The organism is Nocardia carnea (genome assembly GCF_029868855.1).
In the GTDB taxonomy this organism is placed as follows: domain Bacteria; phylum Actinomycetota; class Actinomycetes; order Mycobacteriales; family Mycobacteriaceae; genus Nocardia; species Nocardia carnea_A.
The window spans coordinates 1-25869 of sequence record NZ_JARWOV010000306.1; the positions used below are offsets into that span (position 1 = coordinate 1).

29 protein-coding genes are annotated in these 25869 nt (G+C 63.4%); 16 read left to right on the forward strand and 13 right to left on the reverse strand.

Features of this window, described 5'->3' with window-relative positions:
- The 4 genes from QH195_RS31355 to QH195_RS31370 all read right to left on the reverse strand — a co-directional run.
- On the reverse strand, window positions 1-884 hold an 884-nt coding region (locus tag QH195_RS31355), incomplete at its 3' end, for a dihydrodipicolinate synthase family protein (RefSeq protein WP_280438037.1).
- A gap of 30 nt (window positions 885-914) precedes the next feature.
- Window positions 915-1205: a DUF1330 domain-containing protein gene (locus tag QH195_RS31360; protein ID WP_280438038.1), complete on the reverse strand. Its 291-nt coding sequence runs from the start codon at window positions 1203-1205 to the stop codon at window positions 915-917.
- 97 nt (window positions 1206-1302) lie between these two features.
- Window positions 1303-2814: a GMC family oxidoreductase gene (locus tag QH195_RS31365; protein ID WP_280438039.1), complete on the reverse strand. Its 1512-nt coding sequence runs from the start codon at window positions 2812-2814 to the stop codon at window positions 1303-1305.
- A gap of 155 nt (window positions 2815-2969) precedes the next feature.
- Window positions 2970-3884, reverse strand: a complete 915-nt coding sequence (locus QH195_RS31370) for a LysR substrate-binding domain-containing protein (protein ID WP_280438040.1) — start codon at window positions 3882-3884, stop codon at window positions 2970-2972.
- Window positions 3885-4058: 174 nt separating this feature from the next.
- Between QH195_RS31370 and QH195_RS31375 the strand changes: the two genes are divergently transcribed.
- From QH195_RS31375 to QH195_RS31400, 6 genes are all read left to right on the forward strand, one after another.
- A complete protein-coding gene (locus QH195_RS31375) occupies window positions 4059-5087 on the forward strand; it encodes an alcohol dehydrogenase catalytic domain-containing protein (RefSeq protein WP_280438041.1) in 1029 nt (342 codons plus the stop codon).
- Between the two features lie 66 nt (window positions 5088-5153).
- The gene (locus QH195_RS31380) at window positions 5154-5585 is read left to right on the forward strand and encodes a GlcG/HbpS family heme-binding protein (protein WP_280438042.1); all 432 of its coding nucleotides are present in this window, start codon (window positions 5154-5156) and stop codon (window positions 5583-5585) included.
- A 32-nt stretch (window positions 5586-5617) separates the two neighbouring features.
- The gene (locus QH195_RS31385) at window positions 5618-6811 is read left to right on the forward strand and encodes an LLM class flavin-dependent oxidoreductase (protein WP_280438043.1); all 1194 of its coding nucleotides are present in this window, start codon (window positions 5618-5620) and stop codon (window positions 6809-6811) included.
- A 120-nt stretch (window positions 6812-6931) separates the two neighbouring features.
- On the forward strand, window positions 6932-7489 hold the full coding sequence (locus tag QH195_RS31390; protein ID WP_280438044.1) for a flavin reductase family protein: 558 nt from the start codon (window positions 6932-6934) through the stop codon (window positions 7487-7489).
- Window positions 7486-7962, forward strand: a complete 477-nt coding sequence (locus tag QH195_RS31395; RefSeq protein WP_280438045.1) for a hypothetical protein — start codon at window positions 7486-7488, stop codon at window positions 7960-7962. The genes QH195_RS31390 and QH195_RS31395 overlap by 4 nt, the downstream gene beginning before the upstream one ends.
- 111 nt (window positions 7963-8073) lie before the next feature.
- Window positions 8074-8856, forward strand: a complete 783-nt coding sequence (locus QH195_RS31400) for a class II aldolase/adducin family protein (RefSeq protein WP_280438046.1) — start codon at window positions 8074-8076, stop codon at window positions 8854-8856.
- Between the two features lie 127 nt (window positions 8857-8983).
- Here the strand turns inward: QH195_RS31400 and QH195_RS31405 are convergent, their stop codons facing one another.
- Window positions 8984-9607: a TetR/AcrR family transcriptional regulator gene (locus tag QH195_RS31405; RefSeq protein ID WP_280438047.1), complete on the reverse strand. Its 624-nt coding sequence runs from the start codon at window positions 9605-9607 to the stop codon at window positions 8984-8986.
- Between the two features lie 153 nt (window positions 9608-9760).
- On the opposite strand from QH195_RS31405, the gene QH195_RS31410 reads away from it, so the two are divergent.
- Window positions 9761-11407: an SDR family oxidoreductase gene (locus tag QH195_RS31410; protein WP_280438048.1), complete on the forward strand. Its 1647-nt coding sequence runs from the start codon at window positions 9761-9763 to the stop codon at window positions 11405-11407.
- 82 nt (window positions 11408-11489) lie between these two features.
- On the opposite strand, the gene nhaA is transcribed toward QH195_RS31410, so the two are convergent.
- From nhaA to QH195_RS31430, 4 genes are all read right to left on the reverse strand, one after another.
- Window positions 11490-13370 carry a Na+/H+ antiporter NhaA gene (gene nhaA / locus QH195_RS31415; protein ID WP_280438049.1) on the reverse strand — a complete coding sequence of 627 codons (1881 nt, stop codon included), beginning with the start codon at window positions 13368-13370 and terminating at the stop codon, window positions 11490-11492.
- 103 nt (window positions 13371-13473) lie between these two features.
- Window positions 13474-13710, reverse strand: a complete 237-nt coding sequence (locus tag QH195_RS31420) for a DUF2630 family protein (protein WP_280438050.1) — start codon at window positions 13708-13710, stop codon at window positions 13474-13476.
- A 114-nt stretch (window positions 13711-13824) separates the two neighbouring features.
- Window positions 13825-14199 (reverse strand): thioredoxin, encoded by a 375-nt coding sequence (gene trxA / locus QH195_RS31425; protein ID WP_280438051.1) that lies wholly within the window; start codon window positions 14197-14199, stop codon window positions 13825-13827.
- Window positions 14200-14271: 72 nt separating this feature from the next.
- Window positions 14272-14439, reverse strand: a complete 168-nt coding sequence (locus QH195_RS31430) for a hypothetical protein (RefSeq protein ID WP_280438052.1) — start codon at window positions 14437-14439, stop codon at window positions 14272-14274.
- Window positions 14440-14563: 124 nt separating this feature from the next.
- On the opposite strand from QH195_RS31430, the gene QH195_RS31435 reads away from it, so the two are divergent.
- Window positions 14564-15154 (forward strand): TetR/AcrR family transcriptional regulator, encoded by a 591-nt coding sequence (locus QH195_RS31435; RefSeq protein ID WP_280438053.1) that lies wholly within the window; start codon window positions 14564-14566, stop codon window positions 15152-15154.
- Window positions 15155-15176: 22 nt separating this feature from the next.
- Here the strand turns inward: QH195_RS31435 and QH195_RS31440 are convergent, their stop codons facing one another.
- The 4 genes from QH195_RS31440 to QH195_RS31455 all read right to left on the reverse strand — a co-directional run bounded on the left by QH195_RS31440 (window position 15177) and on the right by QH195_RS31455 (window position 18829).
- On the reverse strand, window positions 15177-15563 hold the full coding sequence (locus tag QH195_RS31440; protein ID WP_280438054.1) for a hypothetical protein: 387 nt from the start codon (window positions 15561-15563) through the stop codon (window positions 15177-15179).
- A 3-nt stretch (window positions 15564-15566) separates the two neighbouring features.
- A complete protein-coding gene (locus tag QH195_RS31445) occupies window positions 15567-16184 on the reverse strand; it encodes a glycerophosphodiester phosphodiesterase family protein (RefSeq protein ID WP_280438055.1) in 618 nt (205 codons plus the stop codon).
- A gap of 272 nt (window positions 16185-16456) precedes the next feature.
- The gene (locus QH195_RS31450; protein ID WP_280438056.1) at window positions 16457-17950 is read right to left on the reverse strand and encodes an amidase family protein; all 1494 of its coding nucleotides are present in this window, start codon (window positions 17948-17950) and stop codon (window positions 16457-16459) included.
- 282 nt (window positions 17951-18232) lie between these two features.
- A complete protein-coding gene (locus tag QH195_RS31455; RefSeq protein ID WP_280438057.1) occupies window positions 18233-18829 on the reverse strand; it encodes a TetR/AcrR family transcriptional regulator in 597 nt (198 codons plus the stop codon).
- Between the two features lie 287 nt (window positions 18830-19116).
- Between QH195_RS31455 and QH195_RS31460 the strand changes: the two genes are divergently transcribed.
- Genes QH195_RS31460 through QH195_RS31495 form a run of 8 tightly spaced genes read left to right on the forward strand, consistent with a single transcriptional unit; the run spans window position 19117 to window position 25749 of the window.
- The gene (locus QH195_RS31460) at window positions 19117-20067 is read left to right on the forward strand and encodes an alpha/beta hydrolase (protein ID WP_348536837.1); all 951 of its coding nucleotides are present in this window, start codon (window positions 19117-19119) and stop codon (window positions 20065-20067) included.
- Window positions 20064-21446, forward strand: a complete 1383-nt coding sequence (locus QH195_RS31465; RefSeq protein WP_280438059.1) for a flavin monoamine oxidase family protein — start codon at window positions 20064-20066, stop codon at window positions 21444-21446. The genes QH195_RS31460 and QH195_RS31465 overlap by 4 nt, the downstream gene beginning before the upstream one ends.
- Entirely contained in the window at window positions 21443-21922 is a 480-nt protein-coding gene (locus QH195_RS31470) for an SRPBCC family protein (RefSeq protein ID WP_280438060.1), read from the forward strand. The genes QH195_RS31465 and QH195_RS31470 overlap by 4 nt, the downstream gene beginning before the upstream one ends.
- The gene (locus tag QH195_RS31475) at window positions 21909-22676 is read left to right on the forward strand and encodes an SDR family NAD(P)-dependent oxidoreductase (RefSeq protein ID WP_280438061.1); all 768 of its coding nucleotides are present in this window, start codon (window positions 21909-21911) and stop codon (window positions 22674-22676) included. The genes QH195_RS31470 and QH195_RS31475 overlap by 14 nt, the downstream gene beginning before the upstream one ends.
- Before the next feature lie 35 nt (window positions 22677-22711).
- A complete protein-coding gene (locus QH195_RS31480; protein ID WP_280438062.1) occupies window positions 22712-23623 on the forward strand; it encodes an aldehyde dehydrogenase family protein in 912 nt (303 codons plus the stop codon).
- Window positions 23560-24126, forward strand: a complete 567-nt coding sequence (locus QH195_RS31485) for an aldehyde dehydrogenase family protein (RefSeq protein ID WP_280438096.1) — start codon at window positions 23560-23562, stop codon at window positions 24124-24126. The genes QH195_RS31480 and QH195_RS31485 overlap by 64 nt, the downstream gene beginning before the upstream one ends.
- Complete coding sequence (locus tag QH195_RS31490; protein ID WP_280438063.1) at window positions 24123-25085, forward strand: carbohydrate kinase family protein; 963 nt, start codon at window positions 24123-24125, stop codon at window positions 25083-25085. Before QH195_RS31485 ends, QH195_RS31490 begins: the two co-directional genes overlap by 4 nt.
- Window positions 25075-25749: a class II aldolase/adducin family protein gene (locus tag QH195_RS31495; protein ID WP_280438064.1), complete on the forward strand. Its 675-nt coding sequence runs from the start codon at window positions 25075-25077 to the stop codon at window positions 25747-25749. Before QH195_RS31490 ends, QH195_RS31495 begins: the two co-directional genes overlap by 11 nt.
- Window positions 25750-25869: the final 120 nt, after the last annotated feature.

A 25869-nucleotide genomic window follows, 5' to 3' on the forward strand; every position in this document is an offset into this window, starting at 1 on the left:
TCCCCCATCCCCTTTCCCGTCTTTCTGCCGCGCCCCCCCCCCCCCCCCCCCCACGGCAACCTGCCGAGCAGGACCTGAGCTTCCTTCATTCGGTTGTGCATGTCGACACCGGGACTGCGGTAGAACGCTTTGGTCGTGTAGTAGAGGCGAGCCGAGACCGCTTGCGCCGTTTCGAGGTCGTGGTTCTGGACCGCCTCGAACAGCTCCACCTGCAGGTCGGCGACGGTGCTTCCCGCACCGGAAAGCACACCCTTGCAGCCCAGGACGAGTGACTGCATGAGCCAGGCACTGTGGGTGGAAAGGACACTGAACATATCGGACTGGTAGTCCCGCACCGCCATTTCGCTGCGGACCGGATCGCCCGATCCGTCCTTCATCGCCCGGACGCTGGGCACGGACTCTATCAATCGACCCAGTGTGTCGTGATCGTACGACATCGCCTCTCGGACTGGAAACTGAAAAGCGATCAAAGGCAGCGGCGTCGCATCGGCGATGGCCGAAAAATGTGCGAGCACCATTTCGGGCCGACTGCCCATTGCAAATACATTCGGCGGGAACACCAGCAACGCCGATGCTCCACCCTTGTCCGCCATTCTCGCCAAACGTACTGCTTCCGCAGTGCCGTCTGCGTAGATCCCGGCGACGATTCGAACCCGGTCGCCGACCTGATCACACGCAGCTTCGAGCAACTTCTGCTGTTCGTCGAATGTGCACGAGGAAACTTCCGATGCATGGCCATTCACCGTGATCGCAGAAATGCCACGCACCGCCGCTATATCGGCGAGGTGCTTTCGATAATTCTCCATGTCGATACTCAGATCCGCACGAAACGGAAGCAGGCACGCGGGGATCACACCGGTGCAATCGAAGCTCGGACGGGTCATATTCTGCTCCTAATATGTGGTCGGTATCATCTACTGGACGCCTTGAAGAACTTCGATAGTCGTCTCGGCCGCGCCCTCCCTTGCCGCCCGAGCACGACGATAGCCCGGCGAGTCGTAAAAATTCATGGCCGACTCCACTGAATCGAATTCGATGACGACGTAGCGCATACCGGCCGAATTCCCTTCGAGTGCGATGGGATCGGAACCGCGAACCAGATATCGTCCGCCGTACTCTTCGATCGCCTTCTTGGAAAGCGGCTTGTAGGCTTCGTATTTCTCGTGGTCCGTCACACGGACGCGGGCAACCACAATTGCTGTCATTCTGACCACCTATCTGAGGAGTGTGCACCGTATAGAATCGGAAGCCGACACACGGCTTCCATATCTCCACGGCGGCCATACTCGCGTGTAACCGATGTCAAGATCGAAGAATGAATTCCGCTGCGCGATGGGCGATCATCAGTGTCGGCGCATTTGTGTTCGCCAATGGCACGGTCGGAATAACCGAAGCATCTGCGATACGTACATTATCGAAGTGTCTGAGTTTCAGTTCAGTATCGACCACTGATACGGCATCCGAACCCATCCGGCAGGTGCCCACGGGGTGGAACCACGTGCCTACAGCGCGTCGCACGTAGTCGCGCAGTCCAGCCCTGTCGCACGTTTCTGGCCCCGGATGTACCTCACGTTCTGTCCATTCCGCCATTTCCGGCGAGTGGGCCCATTCACGGGACAGCTCGATCGCCGCTACGAGTCCGTCCAGGTCCGATTCCTCAGCGAGATAACACGGATCGATCATCGGGTTGTCGTCCGGATCGAGGGAACGCAGTCGAAGAAATCCGCGGCTCCGAGGGGTCGTCCACGACGGGTAGAAGGTGAACCCGTTCGGGGGCGCCGTCATTTCCGGCGCGACGTGCGGGGCGAGGACGACTCCGAACTGGACCTGTGGCCGCTCCGTTGCCCCGTCGATATTCGCGAACAGGCCGAGTTCGCTGTGTTGATTGGCGCCCGGGAGAACGGGTTTCTTGGCGGAGAAGGTGATACCTACCCCAGGGTGATCGTGAAGGTTGGCGCCGACTCCTGGGATATCGGATACGACGGAGACACCGAGGTCTTCGAGATCGCGAGCTGGGCCGATTCCGGAGAGCAACAGCAACTTCGGAGTCTCGATGGTCCCGGCGCACAGTACTACCTCGCTGTTGACGTGTGTCGTGCGAATAGATCCGTTCTCGATGTACTCGACAGCGGTGACCCGGCCCGAGGCTGAGAGAAGTTTGGTCACGCGCACTCCGGCCCGAAGGGCCAGGTTACGACGACTCATCGCCGGGGCGAGGAACGCTGCCCAAGCGCTCTGGCGGCGACCGTCTCGTACGGTCAACTGGTTCCAGCCCACACCGAATATGTTCGGGCCGTTGAAATCGGGGTTCGGTTGGTGGCCAATCTTCAGCGCGGCCGACAGGGCAGCCTCCGACAGAGGGTGGACATTCTCAGGCATGGACAGTTTCAACGGCCCGCCGGTTCCGTGGTAATCGGCCTCGCCTTCGGCGAAGTCCTCATAGGCCTTGAACACCGGAAGCACTGACGCATAGTCCCACCCGGTACAGCCCTGCTCAGCCCACCCATCGAAATCGCCGGGGCAACCGCGCATGTGCACCATCGCGTTGATGGAACTACTGCCGCCGACCACACGACCGCGCGGCCAATAGATCTGCCGGCCGGCCGCGTACTTCTGCGGTTCGGTGAGGTATCCCCAATCCAACTCCGACCCTGCCAGTTCCACCCAGCGAGCCGGAGCATCGATTCTCGGATCGGTGACAGTCGGCCCGGCCTCCAGGACGAGCACCGTCCGCTCCTCGTCCTGGGAAAGCTGTTGCGCAACAACGCATCCTGCCGATCCGGCTCCGATCACGACGTAGTCGAAGTGCTCCATCGCACGCTCCTTGGCTCATCGAGATCAGCGACATGTGAGCGAGGTCGCCGACCGTCGACTTCCGGGAGCCGACACGGATCAGAATCGGCTGTGACCCAGCGCGCAAGCAAGACCTAGTCGATATGAATTCCCTATTATTCGAGAGGTAATTGATATTAATCTCGGCCGGGCAGGTTTTTCGATGACCCCTCGGCGCCGAGCAGTTCGAGCATGCGGGCGCCCAGCGGGGTGATGCGGCGCCAGTGTCGGACCACTGAGATGCGGACAGTCGGAACGGGTGGCTCGAGATCTACGAACACAACCCCGTCGGCACGCATCTTCGCGTCGCAGGCCGGGAGCAAACCGAGCCCGTATCCCGCACTCACCATGTGTAGCAGCGTGTGGCTCTGCGCGCCTTGAAACGAGATGCGAGGAGTGAACCCGGCCCGATAACAGGCCGCGGCGATGATGTCCTCGAGGTGGTCGTCGAACCGGTATCCCAGGAAGGTCTCCGCCGAAAGATCTGCGAGACGGATCGATACTTCACCCGCTAGGCGATGGTCGGCGGGCAGAACAACCCGCAAGGGCTCCTCCGCCAGATCGAGGACCTCGAGATTCTCGTAGTTCAGTCCGCCGACAGTGAATGCGAGGTCGATACGATCGCCCTGAAGGGCGATTGCCTGGTCTGCGACCGACATCTGGTGAGCGATGACGTCTGCGGCCGGAAACATCGACCTGAACTCGCGCAACTTCATTGCCAGCCCCCAGTTCATCGCGGTCGCCGCGAAACCGATGCGCAGCTCGCCGGCCTCACCCATGCGCAGGGCCCGGGCGAGATTCTCGAAGTGGTCTGATTGGCCGACCACTTCGCGGGCGGCATCGACCAGGAATCGCCCCTCTTCGGTTAGCGCGACGCGACGACTCGATCGCTCGAACAGTTCGAGTTGGAGGGCGCTCTCCAGCCGTCGAATCTGCTGACTCAGTGGGGGTTGTGCCATGTTCAGCGCCTTCGCGGCCCTCCCGTAGTGGAGATGCTCGGCGACTGCCAGAAAGTAGCGGAGGTGTCTGATTTCCATCGTGCGGCGACTCATTTCATATTCAGAAGATATTAAACGATAGTTAAACAATATCAACTTGGTCTTGTCAGTGCGATGCGTGTCACACCATGATGGCTTAGGTCTTCGTCACTCGATGGGTGGTGCCGACCGTTTGCCAGCACAGAGGCAGGGACTGCTCTGTCATGGACGAAGCGAAGAGGAGAGAGCATGATCGCCGCGGTTATCCCAGAATTCGGCCGCATGGAGGTGCGCGAGGTCGACGATCCCCGCTTGCAGAGCAGCACCGACATCATCGTCAGGGTCGCCGCCGCGGGCGTGTGCCGAACGGACCTTGAGACGATGTCGGGAAGTCTCGTTCCCGTGTACGGTCCGCCGACTTTTCCCTACGTAGCCGGACATGAGACCACCGGGTGGGTGGAAGCCGTCGGTTCCGAGGTCTCCGTCGTCGGTCCCGGGGACCCCGTCCTGTTGCATCCGCTGATCACGTGCGGACGGTGTGACGGGTGTCGAGCGGGTCGGGACATGTACTGCACCAACAGTCGCTTTCCCGGCGTCGACGCCCACACCTGGGGCGGGTTCGCGGAGTTCGTCCGCACCGGCGAACGGGCCGTGGTCCCGTTACCCGCCACTGCGGACCTGGTGGAGATGGCGGGCTACTCTGACGCCGGCCTCACCGCATATCACGCGGTCAAGCGGCTGCTTCCGTATTTGACACCCACGAGCGTGGTCGCAGTCATCGGAGTCGGCGGCGTCGGCCACTTCGCCGTGCAGTTACTGCGAGCGATGACCGCGTGTACCGTGATCGCCCTCGATACCGACAGCGCACGCGCGCGTCTCGGCGAAGATCTGGGTGCGCACTCCAGTGCGCACGGCTCGATCGAGGCAATTCTCGCAACGGTCCTGGACATGACCGACGGCGGGGTCGATGCGGTCCTCGACTGTGCGAGCACGGGCTCGGGCACGGTGACGCCGCTGGACTTCGTCCGAAAGGGCGGAACAGTGTCACTCGTCGGCGGTAGTCCCGCGTTGGCTGTCGACGCGCTCAGCGCTGTTGTCAAGGAGATCACCATCGTGACCAACCTGGTGGGCACCTACACCGACCTGCAGGAACTCGCCAGCATGCAGCGTGCCGGACTTCGATCGTTGCACACCACTTTCGAACTGGCGGAAACCGAGGTCGCGATCGATGCGCTGATGAACGGTTCCGTCGTCGGCCGAGCCGTGCTCATTCCCTGACTTCCGGCCCACACGCCGAACCCCGATCCTGTCCATCACACCGAATATAGATACAAGGAGAACCACATGGAAAACGTCACTGTGACCAAACTGGGCATCAGCGCCGAGGCGGCCAAGCTCGCTCTCGATGTTGCCGCAGCAGAAGCCGCAAAGCTCGGCTTGGCCGCATCCGTCGCGGTCCTGGATGAGAGCGGCAACATGAAGGCATTCCTGCGCATGGACAATTCGCTGCTGTCCGGCATTCAGGTAGCACGGGACAAAGCGTACTCGAGTGTGGCTACGCACCTTCCGACCAGCGCTTGGATCGGAGTGACGAACGCGAGCAAGGAATTCGAGCTCGGACTGTTCGGCATCGACCGTATCTGCCCTATTTCGGGCGGAGTGCCCATCATGGCCGAGGGCCGCTTGATCGGTGCCGTCGGCGTCAGCGGAGGCATGCCCGACCAGGACGAGCAACTGGCCCAGGCCGCGGCTGCCGCCGTGGCTCTGGCCAGCTGACACGGCAAGTATTTTCATTCTAGGAGAATTCAATGGCAAGGAAGCTGATAGTCCCGACAGGTATCCCGCACGATCCTGGAGGGCAGCCGGATACCCGCCGAGGTAAAGATCTCGAACTCGGATTTTTCGCGTGGAACATTCGCGGTGGAATGACCATGTCCAAAGCGACGCTGCGAAACAATGATCGAGAGCGTGACTACTGGAAATGGTCGAACTCGCGGAATCTCATCGAGCAGGCGGAATACATCGGGTACGACTATCAGGTTCCTTTCGCTCGCTGGCTCGGATCCGGCGGTGAAACCGACTTCAACGGCGCCTCGTTGGATTTTCTCACCACAGCGGCCGCTACCGCACCGATCACCGACAGTATGGGTGTGTTCTCCACCTGTCACATCACCTTCCGTTTTCATCCCTTGCACATTGCCAAGATCGGTGCGTCCATCGATCATATTTCCAATGGGCGGTGGGGCCTCAACATCGTCACCGGCTACCAGGCCCAGGAAATGGCGGCGTTCGGTATGGAACACGTCGATCACGACACCGCCTACGACATGGCCGAAGAATTCACGGTGTTGCTCAAACACCTGTGGTCCGAGAAGGAGCCGTTCGACTTCGAAGGAAAGTACTACCAATCTTATGGGGCGGTCGTTAAGCCTGGACCGACGCGCTCGCCGCGGCCCGTGCTGATGAACGCGGGGATGTCGGAGAAGGGAGTGCTGTTCGGCGCCCGGAACGTCGACTGGCTCTTCACTATCGGCCATACGATCGACGAATATCGACAGAAGGTCGACCGTGCGCACTCTCTGGCAGCGTCCTTCGGCCGGTCGATCCGCGCGGCCACGATGTGCTGGGTACTCCCCGAGGCCACAGACGAGCTGGCGGCGGAGAAGTTCGAAGAGCTTCGTTCGGAAATCGATCGAGAAGCAATGATCGGTTATGCAAGGCAGCTCAAGGGCATGGACATGTTCAAGGACAACGACGAGGACGCCCTGAGCAGGGACCCGTACGCGGGACTGGGTAAGGAAATCTATGAAGGATACCCGCTGGGCTTCACTTCTCCACAACTTGTCGGTTCGCCCGAAACTATCGCCGAGAAGCTCCGGGAACTGAACAAAGAGGGCGGTATCGAAAGTGTCCTGACATGCTTCGTCGACCCGCAAAAGGGTCTGCACGCTATGCAGGACGACATTATGCCCATCCTGAAGAAAATGGGCCTGCGCGGCTGAGTCGCCGCCGGCGATGAAGTCATCGAGTCCTCCGACTGCGGGCGGTATGTCCGATGCGTTTCGGGCACTTCCACCCGCAGTCGGAACGACGTGGATCGACACAACAGGAGGCTTTCGTCGATGTCCGGATTCACAGCCGAGAAATTTCGTGAAGTGTTGGGGCACTTCCCTACGGGGATCACCGTTATCACAGGTTCCTCGGCGGGGAAACCATTCGGTTTCACGTGTCAATCGTTCTCCGCATTGTCGTTGGACCCGCCGCTCGTGGTGGTTCTACCGAGCCGAAAGTCGGTTAGCTGGCCGCAGATAGCCGAGTCCGGATCGTTCTGTGTCAATGTCTTGTCGGAGGGGCAGCGGGATGTCAGCGCAAGATTCGGACAGTCCGGTTCGGACAAGTTTGCAGAGATCGACTGGCACCCGTCGCCGTTGGGCCTGCCCGTGCTTGCAGGCTCCTGTACCTGGATGGACTGCAGCATCGAGAGGACCTATCCCGGTGGCGATCATTTGATCATTGTCGGACGTGTGCAGCATCTCGGGGCCTCCTCGGAGAGCGTCAGTCCTCTCATTTTTCATCGCGGCAGGTACGCGACGGGGCGGCCATTGCTTGTAGAGAATCGTAGCCGAAGCACGCCACGAATCCGATCGCTGCAATACCAATCCGGAAGCGGTCCATCATGAAGCCGAAGACCGGAAAACGGATAATTCTCGTTATCGGTGTGGACGTCGGAGTATTTCGCCGCGAGGGATGTTCCGATCGAGAGCTGGTGGTGATCGACGCCGCCGACCTTCGTCAAGCACAGAAGATATCGCATGCGATCGACCGTGAACACGCCGACAACCACTGTTGCAAGTTGCTGGCGATCGATGCGCGCACATCAGCGCCCAAGGGATCGGATGAAGGTGTTCGCGCATCCCCAGAAGTGCGTTCTATCGCGAGCCTGGTCCACGACATCGTCGCGGTCGGGATAGCGGACGGCGCGATCGTGTCGGTCGACGCGGCCACTGACCTGCTCTTGCTCTGGGAGGCAGTGGCCCACGAGCTGACCAGTCACGGACACAGTGTCGTCGATCATGTAGGCGGGTGGGGACCGGACGGCTGGGCGTCCTCCTGCTCACTGCAGTATGACGACACTGCCGCGGCAACGGACTAGGAGACCGATCCGGCCGCAATGAACCGGCCGGGCAGTTTTGCCTCGCGGGAACTTTCGCTGGAAACAGAATTCAGGTCGATCAACAGTTGATCGCAGGACAGGGAGAATCTCATGACAGAACTAGCGCAGACCCGACCGGGGATAGATGTACCCGCACCGCCGGTCTTCGATTCGATCGAGGACGAACGGCAACACAGAAAGCAGCGGTTGGCAGCTGCTTTTCGCCTGTTCAGTCAATGCGGCTTCGACGAAGGCGTAGCCGGCCACATCACGGCCAGAGATCCCGAGAAATCCGATCACTTCTGGGTCAACCCGTTCGGCGTGCATTTCAGCATGATCAAAGCGAGCGATCTCATTCTGGTTGATCACATGGGTGAGATCGTCGAGGGAAACAAGCCGGTCAACCGCGCAGCCTTCGTCATTCACTCACAGGTTCACGCAGCCCGACCGGATGTGGTGGCGGCTGCACACGCGCACTCTCTCTATGGGAAGGCGTTGTCCAGCCTGCGAATCGGGCTCGATCCGTTGACTCAGGACGCCTGTGCGTTCTACGACGATCACGCGGTGTTCGACGACTACACCGGTGTCGTGGCGGAGCTCGAAGAGGGCAGGCGGATCGGGGCTGCCCTCGGCCAGAGGAAGGCCATCGTTTTGTCCAATCATGGTTTGCTCACGGTCGGGGAAACTGTCGATTCCGCAGCGTGGTGGTTCATCACGATGGAACGTTCGAGTCAAGCGCAATTGATCGCAATGGCGGCGGGCGACCCCAAGCCCCTGAACCCTGACGTAGCGAAGCTGACTTACAACCAGGTGGGCCTCGAATACGCAGGATGGTTCCAATTCCAGCCGCTGTACCAGCGTATCGTCGCACAGCAACCCGATCTGCTCGACTAGGGCTTGCCGGAAGGAGGTAAGAGCTACTCGTCGATCGCCGCGATGTGCAGGAGGGCTGGGTAGTGGAGGCCGAGGTCCTCATAGCGTGGGGTGACACTCGGCTGGTTGCAACGATTCCGGTTGATTGTCACCGTGCGACGGTGAATAGACCGTCGGTGACCATGGTGAGCATGGTGGTGACCAACTCGCGCACTTGCGTTTCGTCACTGCGGAGCCGGTCTGCGCGCCAGCTCAACGCGAGGATGCCGTTCATCGCTGCCCATAACGCAGTCGCCGCTGTGTATGGATCGGTATGCGCGTTGATGCTGCCGTCAGCGGCTCCCTCGGCCAAAGCCGCGGCGAGTTTGCTGTTCTGTTCGGCGACCAAATCTGCAACCCTGATGAGAGCATCCGGTTCGTTCGGAGGATCGATGAGCAGGCGGAACTGATGCGGACGCTCAATGGCAAACCTGGTGTACGCCTCGGCAACGCGCAGAATCCGGTCGACCGGCCGACCGGGGGCGGCATAGGCAGCGTCCATGTATTGGCGGTTGTCGTCGAACGCACGCTCAGCCACCGCGATCAGTAACGCAGACCGGCCACCCACCCGGTTGTAGATCGTCTGGACCGCAACATCGGCGCGGTTGGCCACCGCATCCAAAGTCAATGCGTCCGAGCCGCACTCGAGCATGATCTCCTCAGCGGCATCGACGATCGCGCGACGAGTTGCGGCGGCCCGCCGCGCGGTACGAGTCGTCTCCTGCAGAGTCACGTATCCATCCTACGGCAGCCACTATAAGCCGATCCATTGTTGGAACCACTTCCAATATTGGAATTTATTCCATACACTGGCGATGACGGGCACAACGTGCCATGCGTATGAGCCGCATCACAGAACGACGTTTTCAGCGCGGAAGGCAAACCCATGGATCGGTTCGACATCACCTTCACCTCCGATTCGGAGACCTGTGCGGGCTGGTTCTATCGGGCCGCCGGCGATGGCCCGGCACCGTGCATAGTCATGGCGCACGGGCTCGCCGGGGTGAAGGAAATGCGCTTGGACGCGTATGCGGACCGATTCGCCGCACATGGTTTCCACGTGCTTGTCTTCGACTACCGACACTTCGGGGCCAGCGACGGTTCGCCGCGGCAAGTGCTGGACATCGGCGAGCAGCAGCTTGACTGGCGCGCAGCGGTCGACTATGCCCGGTCCCGGTCCGAGGTAGACTCGACCAGGATCGTGTTGTGGGGAACATCGCTGTCCGGCGGTCACGTGATGGCTTTGGCGAAACCGGTCGGGGCGGCCGCGGTGATCGCGCAGGTACCGCACACCGACGGAATCGCGTCGTTGCGGGCAATGTCGCCTGTGCAGTCCCTGAGATTGAGCGCTCACGGCCTTTACGACTTGACGCGATCCATCTTGCGCTTGTCCCCCCACTACATTCCGGCCTCCGGTGAACCCGACTCGCTCGCGTTGATGACTGCACCTGAGGCAGCCGGGTACCTACGCTTGGTCCCCGACGGCCACGACTTCGATCAACGGGTCGCGGCGCGGTTTGCTCTGCGAATCGGTCTGTATACACCCGGCAGGGCGCTGCGCGAGGTAGACGTGCCGGTCCTCGTGCAGGTAGCGAGCAGGGACGCAACCACCCCGTCGGCAGCGGCGGTCAAAGCCGGGAACCTGGCCCGATGCGGGGTTGTCCGGACCTACGACTGCGGGCACTTCGACCCTTACCTCGGGAGTACATTTGACACGTTCTTCTCCGACCAGGTCGAGTTTCTCCAACGCGCCCTCGGCCCGCGTCAGGGCAAGACCGTGGTCATCACCGGAGCAGGAGCCGGCATCGGTCGCGCCGCTGCTCGCCGCTTTGCCGCGACAGGATGGACCGTCTGCGCGACGGACATCAATCCATCCGTACTCGACGAGGTGCGCGCCGAACTCGGTGACGAGCACACCTACGCGATCCTGGATGTCACGGACAAAGCTCAGGTCGCCCGTGTCTTCGACGAGTTCGCGGCCGCACACGGCGGCTCGTTCAATGCGTTGGTCAACAACGCAGGAGTCGCCTTCATCGACAACTTCGAGAAGTTGTCGCTCGAGCAGCACGAACTGATCACCCGGGTGAACGTTGGGGGCGTGCTCAATTGCACTTACCTTGCGTTCCCACACCTGTCCGAGGCCGACGACGCCAAGGTAATCAACTTGTGCTCCCTCTCCGCCGAGTACGGTATACCGAGCGAAGCCACATATTCGGCCAGCAAGTTCTGGGTGCGTGGTTTCACCGAGGCGATGAACATCGAATGGGAGCGCCACGGTATTCATGTGTGCGACATCATGCCCAACTTCGTCGCAACTCCGATGATGGATGCCTCTCACGGACAGATCGTCGATTCCATCGGGATCAATCTCACCGCTGACCAGGTGGCCGCCACCATTCTCAGGGCCGCCGACGACCGTCACCGTGTGCACTGGATCGTTGACACTGCCAAACTGAAAGTCGTTCGCGCGATCACGAATAAATCACCCGCCCCTTTTCGGCGGCGATTGATCAAGAAGTTCGCCGGCTACTGATCGACTCACGCCTCGAGCCCCATCGGTAACGTGACTCGTCTGGTCCGGCACGGTTGTCCGCAAGATCCTGTCTCCGCTGTCGCTATTCAGAGTCGGCAGCACGTTCGCGGGCGGCGTGTACGGCGGCGGACAAGCTCGTGATGTCGTAGGCGCCGTAGTGTCTGCGGCCATTCACGAAAAAGGTGGGCGTGCCGGCCACGCTGCTGAGGTCTGCGGACTCGATGTCCTCGGCGACCCGCGCCGCGCCCGCGCCTGCCTGCACATCTCGCTCGAAGCGGGCCGTGTCGAGCCCGATAGCGGAAGCGTAGGTGTGCAGGTCTTCGAAACGCAGGGCGCTCTGGTGGCTGATCAGCAGATCGTGCATCTCCCAGTAGCGGTCCTGCAGCGCGGCGGCCTCGGCGGCCTCGGCGGCGAGCCGGGCGTGGATGTGGACGTCGGTCAGCGGGAGATGGCGCCACACGTAGCGCACGTCCTCGAATTCGGCAAGGAAGGCACGGACGACGGGCTCGGCCAGCCCGCAGTAGGGGCACTCGTAATCGCCGTATTCCACTATGGTCACCGGGGCGTGCCGGGGACCTCGTACGTGGTCGCGGTCGGGATCGACGGGCACGGCGAGGTCGATGATCGTTTCCGCTTTGCCGAGCACCGCCCGGCGCTGTGGCGCGGGCGGGAGTATGCCGATCACTGCGGTGACGAACCAGGAGGTGAGGAAGGAGAGGGGCAGGGTGCTGAGGATGCCGATCTTGGCGGCGTCGAGGTCGGTGCCGTCGAAGGCGAGCGTAGCGATGAGGAGAGAGACGGTGAAGCCGACCCCGGACATTGTGCCGCCCGCCGTAGTGGCTCCCCAGCCGACCGGGAGCCGGATCCGGCCACGGGAGACGATGGTGGTCAGCGCGGATGCGCCCACGATGCCGAGCGGTTTGCCGAAGGCGTAGGCGATGAGGATGCCCAGGGTGACGGGCGAGGTGAAGGAGCGGGCGATCTGGTCGCCGGTGATTTCTATGCCGGCGTTGGCCAGGGCGAACAGCGGGACCACCAGGTAGCTGGTCCAGGGATGGTACAGGCGCTGCAGGCGGTCGTTGGGGGACATCGCCGAGGCGATTCCCGCGCGTACGTGCCGTTCCAGTTCAGGGGTGGGCTGCTCGCGGAACAGCCGGAACAGGCCGCTGGCGTGCTCCAGATCGGCACGCGACGCCGGGTAGGCATAGGTGAGCAGCCCCATGGCGAGACCGATCACGATGGGGTCCACCCCGGATTCGAGCAGTGCGCCCCAGGCGACGAGGCCCAGCAGCGCGTACACCGCGCCGTGACGCACGCCGAGCTTCCGGACGAGCAGGATAACGATGAAGGTGCCAGCGGCGACGAGCAGCGCCGGCACGGTGATGTGATCGCTGTAGGCGAGGGCGATGACGCCGAGGGCGAGGAAGTCGTCGACCACGGTCATCGTGAGGATGAAAACCCGCAGGCCGGGAGGCATACGCCCGCCGACCACGGCCAGTACGCCCAGCGCGAAGGCCGTGTCGGTGGACATCGCCACTCCCCAGCCCTGCGCCGTCCCCTGTCCGGCGTTGATCGCCAGGTACAGGGCGATGGGCACGATCATGCCGCTGAGCCCTGCGGCAAGCGGGAGGGTCAGCCGCTTGCGCTCACGCAGCTCTCCCATGTCGAACTCGCGGCGCGCTTCCAGTCCGACTACGAAGAAGAACAGCGTCATCAGACCGCTGTTGACCCACTCGCGCAAGCCGAGTGAGATCTCGTACGACCCGAAGCCGACGGCCAGGTGGGTGTGCCAGAACGACTCGTACGCCCACGGTGCGGCGTTCGCCCAGACGAGCGCGGCGAGCGCCGCCGTCACAAGGACGGCGGCGCCTCCGGTCTCGGTGCGCAGGAAGTCACGCAGCGGGGAGTGGAAGGCTCTGCCGCACGCGGTCTGCCCGGTGTACTCGGTGGCTCCGAAGGACATGGTCGGTCTCTCGTTCGACGGTTGGTATATATCGCCGACCGTCAGGTGAACTCGGGTGTCCCGGCGGCAGCAGGTGCTTCCGCCCCGGCTGCCCTGCGATGTGTTATTGCTGGTAGCTCTCGACGGTGCGGGCCTCGCGGGCGTGGGCCTCGTCGGGGTCCTGGCCGAACTCCCGGCGGGCGGCACGCTGACGCAGCAGGTCCCAACACTGGTCGAGGGTCTGTTCCACGGTCGTGAGCCGTGATCGCCTGTCGGCGGTGGTGTCCGCCTGCTCGTCACGCAGTTCGTGTTCCTCATGTACGAGCTCGTCGATGCGGCGGCGGATGTCCTTGTCCTGCACAGGTGCGCCTTTCTCCAGCCGGCTTGAACACATGTAGCGGGCCGATCGGTACTGCCGGAGGCGGGCCCCGGTGTCCGGGGCCCGCCATCCCTGACGTGGCTGTCCTGTTCGGGGCTACTGCTTCTGCTTCTTCTGCTCTTCGGCGATCTGCCTGCGCACCTCGTCCATGTCGACCTTCCGCGACTGCGCGATCAGATCTTCCAGGTCGGTCTTGGACAGCGCGCCGGGTTGGGCAAAAATGGAGACCTTGTCCCGGATGATCGCAAGCGTCGGGATCGACCGGACCGAAAATGCCTGCGCGAGCTCCGGCTGGGCCTCGGTGTCGACCTTACCGAAGACCAGGTCGGGGTGACGCTCCGACACGGCTTCGAAGACGGGGCCGAACACGCGGCACGGCGGGCACCATTCCGCCCAGAAGTCGACGAGGACGAAGTCGTTCTTCGACACGATGTCGTCGAAGTTTTCCTTGGTGAGGTCCAGAGTGCTCACGGTTGTTTCCTTTCGGGTCGATGGGTTGTCAGAGCTGGGAGCTGCCGCTGTCGACAAGCAGGTCGGCTGCGGTCATGTAGCTGTTGCCGTCGGAGGCGAGAACCAGGGCAGCGCTTTCTGCACGCTGAAGATGGTTCCGCGGGAATTGATGGAGAAGACCTTGTCGAAGCGCTCGCGCGTGGCCTGGGCCAGGGTGGCCGCCCCCACGATGACTGCGGTCTTGCCGTCCAGCTCGGCCATGGGATGGTCTCCACGTTCTTGTTTAGTGATCACTAAAAAATAGGCATGCTCTACACTGTAGCGAACCCTAAAGAAAAAGCAAGCCGGATCCACGCGAGGCTGGTCCGGGAGGGAGGTCCGGAAGATGCCGAGAGGACGCAAACGCACGTTCGACGAGGACACAGCGCTGCAGACGGCCATGGAGCTGTTCTGGCGCCAGGGCTACGAGGGCACCTCGATCGCCGATATCACGCAGGCCCTCGGCATCCAGCCGCCCAGCCTGTACGCGGCTTTCGGCAGCAAGCTGGATCTGTTCGAGAAGGCGCTGGGCCGGTACATGGCCCAGCCGACCGCCGACCTGCGCGATGCGATGGAACAGCCGACCGCTCGCGAGGCCGCGCTGCACCTCCTGACGAGCAGGGCGGAGGCTTTCACCGCCCCTGGCCTGCCACGGGGCTGCATGACCGTGCGGGCGGGGCTCGCATGCGGCGAGGCGCACAGTGACGTTGTCGACCTCCTCGCGGGTGTGCGGGACGAGACCCGGAAGGCGGTGCTGCAGCGGTTCGAGAAGGCGGTCGCCGAAGGTGACCTGCCCGCCGGGACCGACTGTGGCGCCCTTGCCCGCTGCCTCATGGCCACCATCTACGGACTCAGCGTCGAGGCCGCGGCCGGCGCCCGGCGGGAGGAGCTGCTGGCCGCCGCCACCCTTACCGCACAGTTGGTACCCGCCGGCTGACATTCCCAGCCTCGAACCCGGGTCAGAGGTACTGCTGCGGCAACGGCATTCCGCGTTCCTGCAGGACTTCGCGCAGGCGGTCGGGTAGTCGGTGATGATGCCGTCGACGCCGCGATCCAGCAAGGGCATGCATGGTGGCGGCGTCGTTGTGGGGCCATCGGATCACGAGCATGCCGTGGGCGTGGGCTTGTTCGATCGTGTGCGTGTCGACGAGCGGAAGTTCGGCTGATCCGGTCAAAGGCAGCGCCGCGAGCGGCTCGATGGCGCGTGCACCGAGCGATTTCGCAGTGAGCACGACGCTATCGCCGTACTGCAGCGGGTTCAGCCCCGCCAGCCATGGGGAGCCCGGATAAAACTTGGTGGGTTCAGTGAGCGCGTAGAGCGGCAACGCGGGATCAACGGTGTGCACCAATTACAGTGCGCCCCAGTCGAAACTCTGGATCTTGACTCGATCGTGAACGCCGGCCTGAGCGACGACCGACACCACGCGGTCGACGAAATCTCGTGCTGGTCGCGTGTCGCCGCCTGCGGGGTCGGTCTTCAGCTCGATGCTGAACGCCACCGTCTTCGCGCCGCGCTCGCGAACCAGCTCGAATACCTCGGTGAGGGTTGCCATCGGAGCACCGGGTGCCGAACGTTGCCCGGGATAGTCGGCTTGGGTGATCGAACCGCAGTCGAGTGTGCGGACCTGCTCGAACGTCAGCTCCTTGACGAGTTTTCCGGCATACGGGAACTGTTGATCCTCCGGATGGGCAAGGCCTTTGTCGACACATTTGCCGGGATCGATCCGGCTGTCATGGGTGACTACCTCGCGCCCGTCCCGGGTGATCGCGACATCGAGTTCGAGTGTGCCGACTCCGACCTCGAGTGCCTTCGCGAATGTCGGCAACATGTTCTCCACAGTCAGTGCACGACCTCCGCGGTGAGCCTGCAGATCGAAGTCGAGGGGCGGGCTCGCCTGGGCTGCCGATGGCGCGAGCACACCGGCGACACAGACCGCTGTGGTCGCGAGCAACAGAGATGGTCTCACCGAAATGTTCCTCTCCGGTTGAAGAACGACGGGCACGAACTCGACCATGGCGCACCGCACTACAGGTAGGCGTGTGTGAGAACAGCGATGGATGGAGGACGTAGATAGCAGAGCGGAACCCTCTCGGCAATGGAACGAGTCCGAGCGAGCAGCTCGACAGCTCGGGCCTTGCTGATGGTCGTGACGACGCAGCCGGAGCCGTTGCACGGCAGGGCCGGTCCGCCCCCAGGCATACTGCGGAGAGCTCGATTCGGTGACCGACAGGTCGTCGTTCAGCATACCGGTGGTCGCCGGCCGGTCCAGGGTCGGACGGACTCGATCTGGGCGGCCAGCGACATCAGCAGGAGATCGCTGTTGGGTGGTCCGATCAGTTGTGCCGACAGCGGCAGCCCATCGAAGGAGAAGCCGATCGGTATGGCGGCGGCCGAGTTGCCGCACACGTTCCAGATGTTGGTCCAGCTCGCCACCGGCAGCGATTTGAGCGCTGCGCCATGGAAGTCCAGCGCGTCGAGCTGCCCGGCCGGCCACGCCGGGCCCGGAGTGGTTGGGGTGATGAGCACATCGGCGCGGTCGAAAAACGGCATCACCCGGTTCTGCACGTCGGCGACTGCCTGGGCTGCCTGCTGCCGTGCGGCGGGGTTGTCGAATATCGTTGCGTAGGCGGCAAGTTCCTTGGTGCGCAGTTCGAGCAAATCGGGCCGGTCCGCGCGGCGGGACTCCTCGGCCGCGGAGACCAACCAGGTGGGATTGAACGCGGCTGTGATGTCTGGATAATCGGGCTGATCGGTGAACACATGATGTCCCAGTGACACCAGGTGATCGGCCAGCGCGGTGATCGCGGCACTGGTCTGAGGATCGGTGATGGCCGCGGGAGCGACCGGGGTGGTGGAGATGGCGATGCGTAGCCGTCCAGGCGCCGATCCGGCAGCGGCGGTGAACGTCGTGGCCAACGCTGCTGCGGCGAATTGATCCACGCCCGGCGTTGCACCGGACACGACGTCATAGAACAGCGCCGCGTCCTGCACCGACCGTGACAGGCAGCCCAGCGAACCCAGGTTGTTCCACAGATTCCGGTTCGGGGCGGTACTGACACGACCCAGTTGCGGTTTCAACCCGAACAAGCCGCACCACGACGCGGGCAGCCGGATCGAACCGCCGCCGTCACCACCCACTCCGAACGGCGCAAGCCCGGCGGCCACCGCCGCGGCCGTCCCGCCGGAGGAGCCGGCGGTGGACTTCGTGGTGTCCCACGGGTTTCGGGTGATGCCGTGCCGGTCGGACTCGGTGAACGCCCAGATCCCGAACTCCGGCATACAGGTCTTGCCGAGAACCACTGATCCTGCCGCCCGCAACCGCGCCACCACCGCACTGTCTGCGGTCGCGGGTTTGCTGAACGCGCCACCACCGTAGGTGGTAACCATGCCTTGCACGTCGTTCTCGTCTTTGACCACGATAGGAACACCGTGCAGCGGGCCGAGTTCGCCGCCGCGGCTCTGCCGGGCGTCCAGCTCCGCTGCCTGGGCCAGCGCCTGTTCATGCATGACCGCGGTGAACGCGTTCAGCACCGGATTGATGCGATCGATACGTTCGAGGAAACTGCTCGTCAGTTCCGTAGCCGATACCTGCCGGGACGCTACCAGCCGGGCCAGATGACCGGCGGAGGCGAAACCCGGTTCCGCCGCATCGATGGGCTGCGCCCACACCGGCGCCGCCAGCCCTGCGACACCAGCTGTCGCAGCACCTACCACCGCAGCCGTCAATTTCATCGCCTCTCGGCGGCCGAGCCCACTGTGCTCAACGGTCGGCTTCCGTAACTCCATCTCCAACTCCAAACCCTCTCCACACCCCCAACCTGTCCGAACGATGCAGGACGGTAGCCACGTCCTGTAACAGCAGGTTTATGCGCCGGTTGATCGCGGCTGGGGACGACCGTTGCTCGCGCCCGTGCGGAGCATTCGATTTCAGGCGGTATCGGCCACTCATCCAACTCGACTCAGTATCTCCGCCCCACCTTCGGCGCCTTGCACCGGCGACCGAGCAGCTCATACTCATTTTTCGAGGTACGAGTCCAGCACCCGGGTCATGAGGTCACCCAGAGCGCTCCGGGTTTCGGGCCCGCCTGGTCGCGCGATCTCCTGCAGGGTGAATCCGTCGATCAACGCAACGAATTGTCGCGCCGGAGTCCGGGGATCCGTCACGCCGAACACACGCAGGGCTTCTTCGGTTGCTGCCTCGATGTTGTGCATGATGCGGTGCACCGGCTCGGCAAGTTCCGGGCGTCTACGAACGGCGAGATATGCCTCGAACTGAGCGACGGAGTCGTCGTTGTCCTGTCCGGACACGAGGTCGATCAGGCGTGCCGCCAGTTCGTCTCGCGTCATCGCGCTGGTTTGGGCTGCCTCCAGCAACGCGGTCACCTTGTCCGTCACCGTCTCGGCGATCTGGGTGATGGCGGCATCGATCACTTCGTCCACGGAACTGAAGAAGTAGCTGGTCGTAGAGGGCGGAAAGCCGGCCCGCTCGGCCACGGCGCGGAAGGTCACGCGTTCGAGCCCGCGGGCAGCGATGATCTCGATCGCCGCGGTGATCAATTGGTCTCGGCGCTCACGGCCTCGTGTGTAGTGCATGCGACGTGCCCGGGTCATGTGGACACGGTACCGACACCAGAGGAACTCTGGTCAAATGGCCAGAGTGTGAGTACGCTGGCCGCATCAGCTACCACGCTGCACCGGCGGAGCCCGTTGCCGTTGCCGGTCCGCTACCAGGAGACTTCATGGCCCGCCACAAACCGCCCGTGGCCGATCGCGTCGCACGATTGGTCATTCGAACAGCAGGAGCCCTGCCGACTCGCGTCCAACGGATCCTGGGCGGTCGAAGCATTCGCATCGATGGCGCCCGGCTGGACCCGACAGTCCAGCTCGGTGTGCGATTGATGAACATCACTGCCGGTGCGACCTTCGAGACGCTTCCAGTGCCCCGAGGTCGCGACCAGATCAACCGGGAGGCGTGGACCGTACGCGGTGAGCTACCCGCCGATATAGCAGACCTTGTCATCGACGGCGCCGACGGATCGCTCGAGGCGCGCCTCTACCGGCCGATCGGCACATCGACGACAACACTGCCGCTGCTGGTCTACTTTCATGGTGGAGGATGGGCCCTCGGAAGCTTGGACTCGGCCGACTCGGTCTCCCGATTCCTCGCCCGCCATGCCGATGCGGCGGTGCTCTCGGTGGACTACCGCCTGGCACCCGAACACCCGTTCCCCGCCGGCGTGAACGACGCTGTCGCGGCCTTCGACTATGCGGTCACCCACGCAGACAAGCTGTATATCGACCCGCGGGCGGTCGCGGTCGGTGGCGAAAGCGCGGGCGGAAACCTCGCGGCAGTCGTGGCCTTGCAGACCGAAGCCGAACGTCGAACGCGGCCCGAACGCCCGGTGCCGGCTTTTCAGCTGCTGTTCATGCCGGTAACGGACCTGAGCAGAAAACACCACTCCTACTCGTTGTTCGGTGACGGATTCTTCCTGACCGACGCGCAGATGGACTGGTACAAGAACCACTATTTGACCGACCCCGATCAAGCCTTGGATCCGCAGGTGTCACCGCTGCTGGCCGAGGATCTGTCCGGGCTGCCGCCCGCGTACGTCGTCACCGCGGGATTCGACGTGCTGCGCGATGAGGGTGAGGCCTATGCCAGGCGCCTCAAAGAGGCCGGAGTGCCCGTGGCGCTGCGCCGCCATCCCGGAATTGTCCATGGGCTGGTCAACGCGACCGGTGTCGGACGGGTGGCCGCCGACGTACTGCTCGAGACGGCGGGGGCCATCCGGTTGGGCCTCAACGCCGCTGACCACCATACCTTTCCGAGCGAGATAGAGACAGCGTGAAAAACAGCACAGATATCGTCGTCGTCGGCGCCGGGCTGGCCGGTCTCACCGCCGCGCGCGCGGTGCGCGCGTCCGGTCTGCGAGTCCATGTCCTGGAGGCCCGAGATCGGGTCGGAGGCCGCACCGTCAACCATGATCTCGGCGATGGCCACATCGTCGAAGCGGGCGGCCAATTCGTAGGGCCCACACAAGATCATGTTCTGGAGCTTGCCGCAGAACTGGGGGTGACCGCGTTCCCTTCCTACAACGAAGGCAGCAACACTTATGTGAAGAACGGAAAGACGCGTCGGTTCGACCACGGAGTACCCCCGGATCCTCTAGCGCTCGCCGACGTCGGCTTACTGGTCGCTCGACTCGACCGCCTCTCGCGAACCATCCCGGTCGACGAGCCGTGGCGAGCGCCGAACGCCCGAGCCCTCGATGCCGTAACGCTGACCAGTTGGGCCCGGCGAGGCGCCATGACCGACGGCGGCCTGGATCTTCTCAACGTCCTGCTCGGATCCGCGTTCGGCGGATCGGCCACCGATGCGTCCGCACTGTTCGGACTCTGGTACTTCGCCGGCGCCGGAAACGAACGCACTCCGGGCACCGTCGCCCGGATGATGGACGTTGTCGACGGCGCCCAGGAATCGCGATTCGTCGGTGGTTCCCAACGCCTTTCACTGCTACTCGCCGAGGAACTGGGCGATGCGTTGACCCTCCGCGCCCCAGTTCGCCGCATCGATCAGAATGCATCGCAGGTGGTTGTTCACACCGATGATGCCGAATGGACCGCCCGGCGGGTAATCGTCACCGCACCCCCGGTACTCGCGACACGAATTGCGTGGAATCCGGTACTCCCTGCTCCGCAAGAGGCACTGTTCCAGCGCATGCATTTCGGCACGCTCGCCAAATTCGAGGCCGTCTATCCGGAGCCATTCTGGCGCTCCGAGGGCATCTCCGGTCAGGGCGTCTTCCGTGACCCGTCCGCACCGGTCTGCTCGATGTTCGATAATTCCCCACCTGACGGCGGCCCCGGTGTGCTGATGGGTTTCGTCGGCGCACAGCAGTGGCGGAACTGGGCTCCCAAATCGCCGCGAGAACGCCGCGGTGCGGTGCTGCGCGCGTTCAGTGCCGTCGTCGGAGCCCGGGCACTGCAACCCATCGACTGCATCGAAAAGGACTGGACCGCGGAGGAATGGACGCGAGGCGGCCCCACCTCGGTTCTCGCCCCCGGCGTCTTGACCGAACTGGGGCGCTGGCGCGATGTTCCCTTCGGACGGGTGCACTGGGCCGGGGCCGAGCATGCCGACTACTGGAACGGATTCATGGACGGCGCCGTCCGATCCGGCAAACAGGTGGCCGCCGAAGTCACCGCAGCAGAAGGAGATCTATCGTGACCGACCGATTCGTCGTCAGCGCCCACCGCAACCTTGCGGTGACCCCGGAAGAAGTGTGGGAGCTGACCAGCGATACAAGTAGGTACGCTGACTGGGCCAGCAGCGTCCTGGAGGTGTACCGAAACCACGGACATGCCCGAGAGGGAGGTGTCTACACCGAGAAGGTGACGTCGGTAGGGCCGTTGACAACTCACGCAACATGGACCGTTCAGAAGGTCGAGCCGATGACCCTGCGCATCGACTCGGGGGAGGGATTCGCCCCGTTGCGCAATGTGGTCAACATCTTCCGCTTTGCGCCGCTCGGCGGTGGGACCGGCACGTCGATGACATACGAGTTCCAGTTCGATCTGCGCCCGCGCATCGTCGGCTCGCTGGTCCATCGACTGCTGTCCCGATCGATGGCGGCCGGTTTCGACGAGTCGATGCGTGCCTTGGAGTCGGTCATCCTGTCGGAGCGCGCCGATGCCGAGCGCTAGCCTCGCCGGCAAGGTCGTCCTGGTTATCGGCGCGTCCTCCGGTATGGGGCGTCGTTTCGCTGAGCTGGCCGCCGCCGCAGGGGCTACCGTCGCGATCAGTGCCCGGCGCGCGGAGCTCTTGAACGAGATCGCCGACACTCAGAACGCTCTTGGTCATCGCTGTTCGGCGCACCCCGCCGATGCTACGGATGCCGCCGCCGCCCAGCAGGTGATCGACCAGGTTGTCGACCTGTACGGGCTTATCGACATGGCCGTGCTGAACGCCGGCGGCGCACCAGCGCTCGATCTGACGATCCTGAGTGCCGATGACATCACCGGATACATGCGCACGAATTACGACGTCACGGTGAACTACCTCGTTCCGATAGTGCGGCAGATGCGTTCTCAGGGCAGCGGGACTATCGCCCACACCAATTCACTCGCCGGCTGGTATGGGATTCCATTGCAAGGCCCGTACTCGGCGGCAAAGGCCGCCCTGCGGGTCCTGTTCGATACCTACCGCGCCGAGTACGCACGCAGCGGTATCCACTTCGTCTCCATCTACCCTGGATTCGTGCGCACGGACGCGACAATCGGCGATGGGATGCCCGCGCCGGGCGAGATCGACGAGGACACCGCGGCCGAGCACATGATTCGCGCCGTCATCGGGCGCGGCGAATCGTATTCGTTCCCCCGATCCACGGCAGGCTTGGTAGGAGTCGGTCGCATCATTCCCGCACGCGCACGGCGAGCAATCCTGCGTCGACTGTTGTAGCGCCGAGGACCCGGCCTTCGATCAAGAGGACATCCATGACAGTGGCATCACCGGTAGCTGAGCTACGACGAGCTTTCCAGGACGGTACGACCCGGTCCACCGAGTGGCGCGGCGCCCAACTGCGCGCACTACGTCGACTCCTCCTCGACAACGAGGACGCGCTCGCTGTGGCCCTGCATCACGATCTGCAGAAAAGTGCCACCGAGGCACTGCTGACAGAAATCGGCGTCGTTGTCGGCGAGATCGACCATACGCTCTCCCATCTGACGCGATGGCTACGTCCACGGCGCGTGTCGGTGCCCGCCAGGCTGCTGCCTGCCTCGGCGCGAGTGGTTCGTGAACCACTCGGCGTCGTGTTGATCATCGCACCCTGGAACTATCCGATTCAACTGCTTCTCGGCCCCCTGGTAGGAGCTCTCGCGGCCGGGAACACCGCGGTTCTGCGTCCCAGCGAACTCGCACCCACCACGTCGCGGGTCCTCGCCGAACTCCTACCGCGGTACCTCGACCCACGTGGCGTCCGCGTCGTCGAAGGAGGTGTCGACGCCACGACCGCCATGCTGGGTGAACGCTTCGATCACATCTTCTTCACCGGTAGCGGTCGAGTCGGCCGGATCGTGATGAAGGCCGCGGCAGCGACGCTGACGCCGGTCACTCTCGAACTGGGTGGCAAGTCACCTGTCTGGGTCGACGGCACCACCGACCTCGCGGTCACAGCACGCCGAATCGCCTGGGGAAAATTCGTCAATGCGGGGCAGACATGCGTCGCACCCGATTACGTCCTCACGACACCGGCGGTTCGGCCACAACTGGAACGGCGCTCGCCGACGCCATTGGAGACCTGTTCGGGACCGACCCCCGGCACAGCCCCGACTACGGACGCATCGTCTCCAACGCCCACCTCGACCGCCTATCGAGATTCCCCGCCCAGGGAACACCCGTGGTAGGCGGAGTCATCGACGAAAGGTCGCGCTACCTGGCGCCGACCGTCCTGACCGAGATCGCACCGCACGCACCGGTCATGGACGAGGAGATCTTCGGACCCATCCTGCCGATCATCGATGTCGCCGATGCCGATGCCGCCATCACGTTCATCAACGCGCGTGACAAGCCGCTGGCACTGTACGTATTCAGCGAATCAGCAGCGACCCGAAGCCGGTTCGAACAGCAGACCAGCTCAGGCGCATTGGTTTTCGGCACCGCCCTTCTTCACCTCACCGTACCCGGCCTGCCCTTCGGCGGTATCGGAGCCAGTGGCATGGGCGCCTACCACGGTGAGCCCTCCATCAGGACGTTCAGCCACGAGAAGGCAGTTCTCGACAAACCACGGCACCCCGACCTCACTCGGCTGGTGGAACCGCCCTACAACCGGTTCGGGCGCCGGCTCGTGCGCCTGTTGTCCACCAACGGAAGAAGTCTCGTCCCCCGCAAGAGAAAGTCCCCACGATGACCAACGATGCCACCGACATCCGCGCCCTCGCGATGGGTGTGCATGTCCTGGACGTACTCGTACGCCCGGTAGAGGAGATACCCGCAGGACAGGGCGGAAGCCTCGTCGAGCAAATCACGATCAGCGCGGCAGGAACCGCGGGAGCACCGGCTCTGGTCATGTCGAAACTCGGCGCGCAGGTGCGCTCAGCCGGTGTGATCGGCACCGATACCCTCGGTGATCTACTGACATCGCTGCTGCAACGTGACGGGGTCGACACCTCGTTACTCCAGCAGATACCAGACGTGCAGACCTCCGCGTCCGTGCTACCGATTCGGCCGGACGGATCACGTCCGGCATTACATGTGGTCGGAACCAACCAGTATCTCGCGCAACATATTCCGTGGGACGCCCTCGCCGAGGCAGAGATAGTCCACCTGGGCGGAGCCGAATTCTACGGCGGTGACACCGCGGCCCAAATCCTCTCGCGCGCACGAGAGCACGGCGCCATCACCTCGGCGGACAGCCTTGCCCCCGGTGTACCCGACGCACTGGCCTACGTCCGGTCAGCACTGCCACACCTCGACTACTTGCTTCCCAACGACGAACAGATCATCGGGTGGACCGGAGCATCGAACCTGCACGACGGCTGCCGCCGACTCATCGAGTGCGGCGCACAATGCGTAGTCGCGACCGCAGGTGCCGCCCCCACAGTCATCGCGACCCGAGACGGCATCACCGAGGTTCCGGCGTTCTCCATCGACGTCGTCGATACCAGTGGATGCGGTGACGCGTTCACTGCCGGCTTCATGTACGCCATCGCTCTCGGAATGACTCCCGTCGCCGCGGCAACTTTCGGCAACGCAACCGCCGCCCAGGTCGCGCAGGGCCTCGGCAGCGATTTCGGCATCTACAATTTCCATTCCGTGCAGCAGTTCGTTGCCGACCATGGCAGGAGCCTGAACAACCATGAACGGTAACGAGCTCGCCGCCGTCCGCGAGTCAGTGGCCGAAACCAGCCGAAAACTCCACGCACATGAACTGGTGCTGGGGACGGCCGGCAACGTCAGTGCGCGCGTCGGCGACCTGATAGCCATCACCGCCACCGGAGCCACCCTCGCCACCGCGACCCCAGACGACATCACGGTTGTCGATCTCACCGGCAAAATCCACCTCGGACGACTACGCCCGACATCGGAACTGAAGATCCACCTCGGCATCTACCGCTCCTCCGAGGCAGGTGCGGTCGTTCACGCCCACTCCCCGAAGGCGGTATCGCTTTCGCTGGTCACCGACGAGTTGCCGGTCATCCACTACCAGCAACTCCTTCTCGGCGGCGCGCTGCCCGTGGTGCCGTTTGCCCCATTCAGTACCGACGAGCTAGCGGCCTCCACGCTGTCGGCGCTGGAACACAAAAGCGCTGCGATACTGGCTCACCACGGATCGGTGGCAGTGGGAGCAACGCTCGACAAAGCACTCGACAACGCGTTGCTACTGGAATGGTTATGCCAGATATACCTCGACGCAGCGGCGGTACAACCTCCGGCATCGCTCACCGACGAGCAGCTCCGAGCGGTAGTGGAAACGGCAGTGCGCACAGGCTACGGCACCACGCACACAGCGGACCCTCGTAATATCGGCTGAGTGTGCGGGATGCGGGCGCTATTGCGGCAGTCGCTCCGGCTTGAGGAAGCAGCGGTGGATGATCAGGCCGGCCGCTCCGTGCACGACGGCTTGGGCCGCAGTGGCGAGGCCGTGATGGTG

Coding starts and splice junctions, on each gene's coding strand:
- QH195_RS31430 (WP_280438052.1), bottom strand. CDS start 14,439: ATGGCCGAGCTGGACGGCAAGACCGCAGTCATCGTGGGGGCGGCCACC.
- QH195_RS31460 (WP_348536837.1), top strand. CDS start 19,117: ATGAACATCACTGCCGGTGCGACCTTCGAGACGCTTCCAGTGCCCCGA.
- QH195_RS31370 (WP_280438040.1), bottom strand. CDS start 3,884: ATGAGTCGCCGCACGATGGAAATCAGACACCTCCGCTACTTTCTGGCA.
- QH195_RS31400 (WP_280438046.1), top strand. CDS start 8,074: ATGACAGAACTAGCGCAGACCCGACCGGGGATAGATGTACCCGCACCG.
- QH195_RS31490 (WP_280438063.1), top strand. CDS start 24,123: ATGACCAACGATGCCACCGACATCCGCGCCCTCGCGATGGGTGTGCAT.
- QH195_RS31385 (WP_280438043.1), top strand. CDS start 5,618: ATGGCAAGGAAGCTGATAGTCCCGACAGGTATCCCGCACGATCCTGGA.
- QH195_RS31365 (WP_280438039.1), bottom strand. CDS start 2,814: ATGGAGCACTTCGACTACGTCGTGATCGGAGCCGGATCGGCAGGATGC.
- QH195_RS31435 (WP_280438053.1), top strand. CDS start 14,564: ATGCCGAGAGGACGCAAACGCACGTTCGACGAGGACACAGCGCTGCAG.
- QH195_RS31475 (WP_280438061.1), top strand. CDS start 21,909: ATGCCGAGCGCTAGCCTCGCCGGCAAGGTCGTCCTGGTTATCGGCGCG.
- QH195_RS31395 (WP_280438045.1), top strand. CDS start 7,486: ATGAAGCCGAAGACCGGAAAACGGATAATTCTCGTTATCGGTGTGGAC.
- QH195_RS31455 (WP_280438057.1), bottom strand. CDS start 18,829: ATGACCCGGGCACGTCGCATGCACTACACACGAGGCCGTGAGCGCCGA.
- QH195_RS31410 (WP_280438048.1), top strand. CDS start 9,761: ATGGATCGGTTCGACATCACCTTCACCTCCGATTCGGAGACCTGTGCG.
- QH195_RS31495 (WP_280438064.1), top strand. CDS start 25,075: ATGAACGGTAACGAGCTCGCCGCCGTCCGCGAGTCAGTGGCCGAAACC.
- nhaA (WP_280438049.1), bottom strand. CDS start 13,370: ATGTCCTTCGGAGCCACCGAGTACACCGGGCAGACCGCGTGCGGCAGA.
- QH195_RS31390 (WP_280438044.1), top strand. CDS start 6,932: ATGTCCGGATTCACAGCCGAGAAATTTCGTGAAGTGTTGGGGCACTTC.
- QH195_RS31380 (WP_280438042.1), top strand. CDS start 5,154: ATGGAAAACGTCACTGTGACCAAACTGGGCATCAGCGCCGAGGCGGCC.
- QH195_RS31375 (WP_280438041.1), top strand. CDS start 4,059: ATGATCGCCGCGGTTATCCCAGAATTCGGCCGCATGGAGGTGCGCGAG.
- QH195_RS31360 (WP_280438038.1), bottom strand. CDS start 1,205: ATGACAGCAATTGTGGTTGCCCGCGTCCGTGTGACGGACCACGAGAAA.
- QH195_RS31480 (WP_280438062.1), top strand. CDS start 22,712: ATGACAGTGGCATCACCGGTAGCTGAGCTACGACGAGCTTTCCAGGAC.
- QH195_RS31450 (WP_280438056.1), bottom strand. CDS start 17,950: ATGAAATTGACGGCTGCGGTGGTAGGTGCTGCGACAGCTGGTGTCGCA.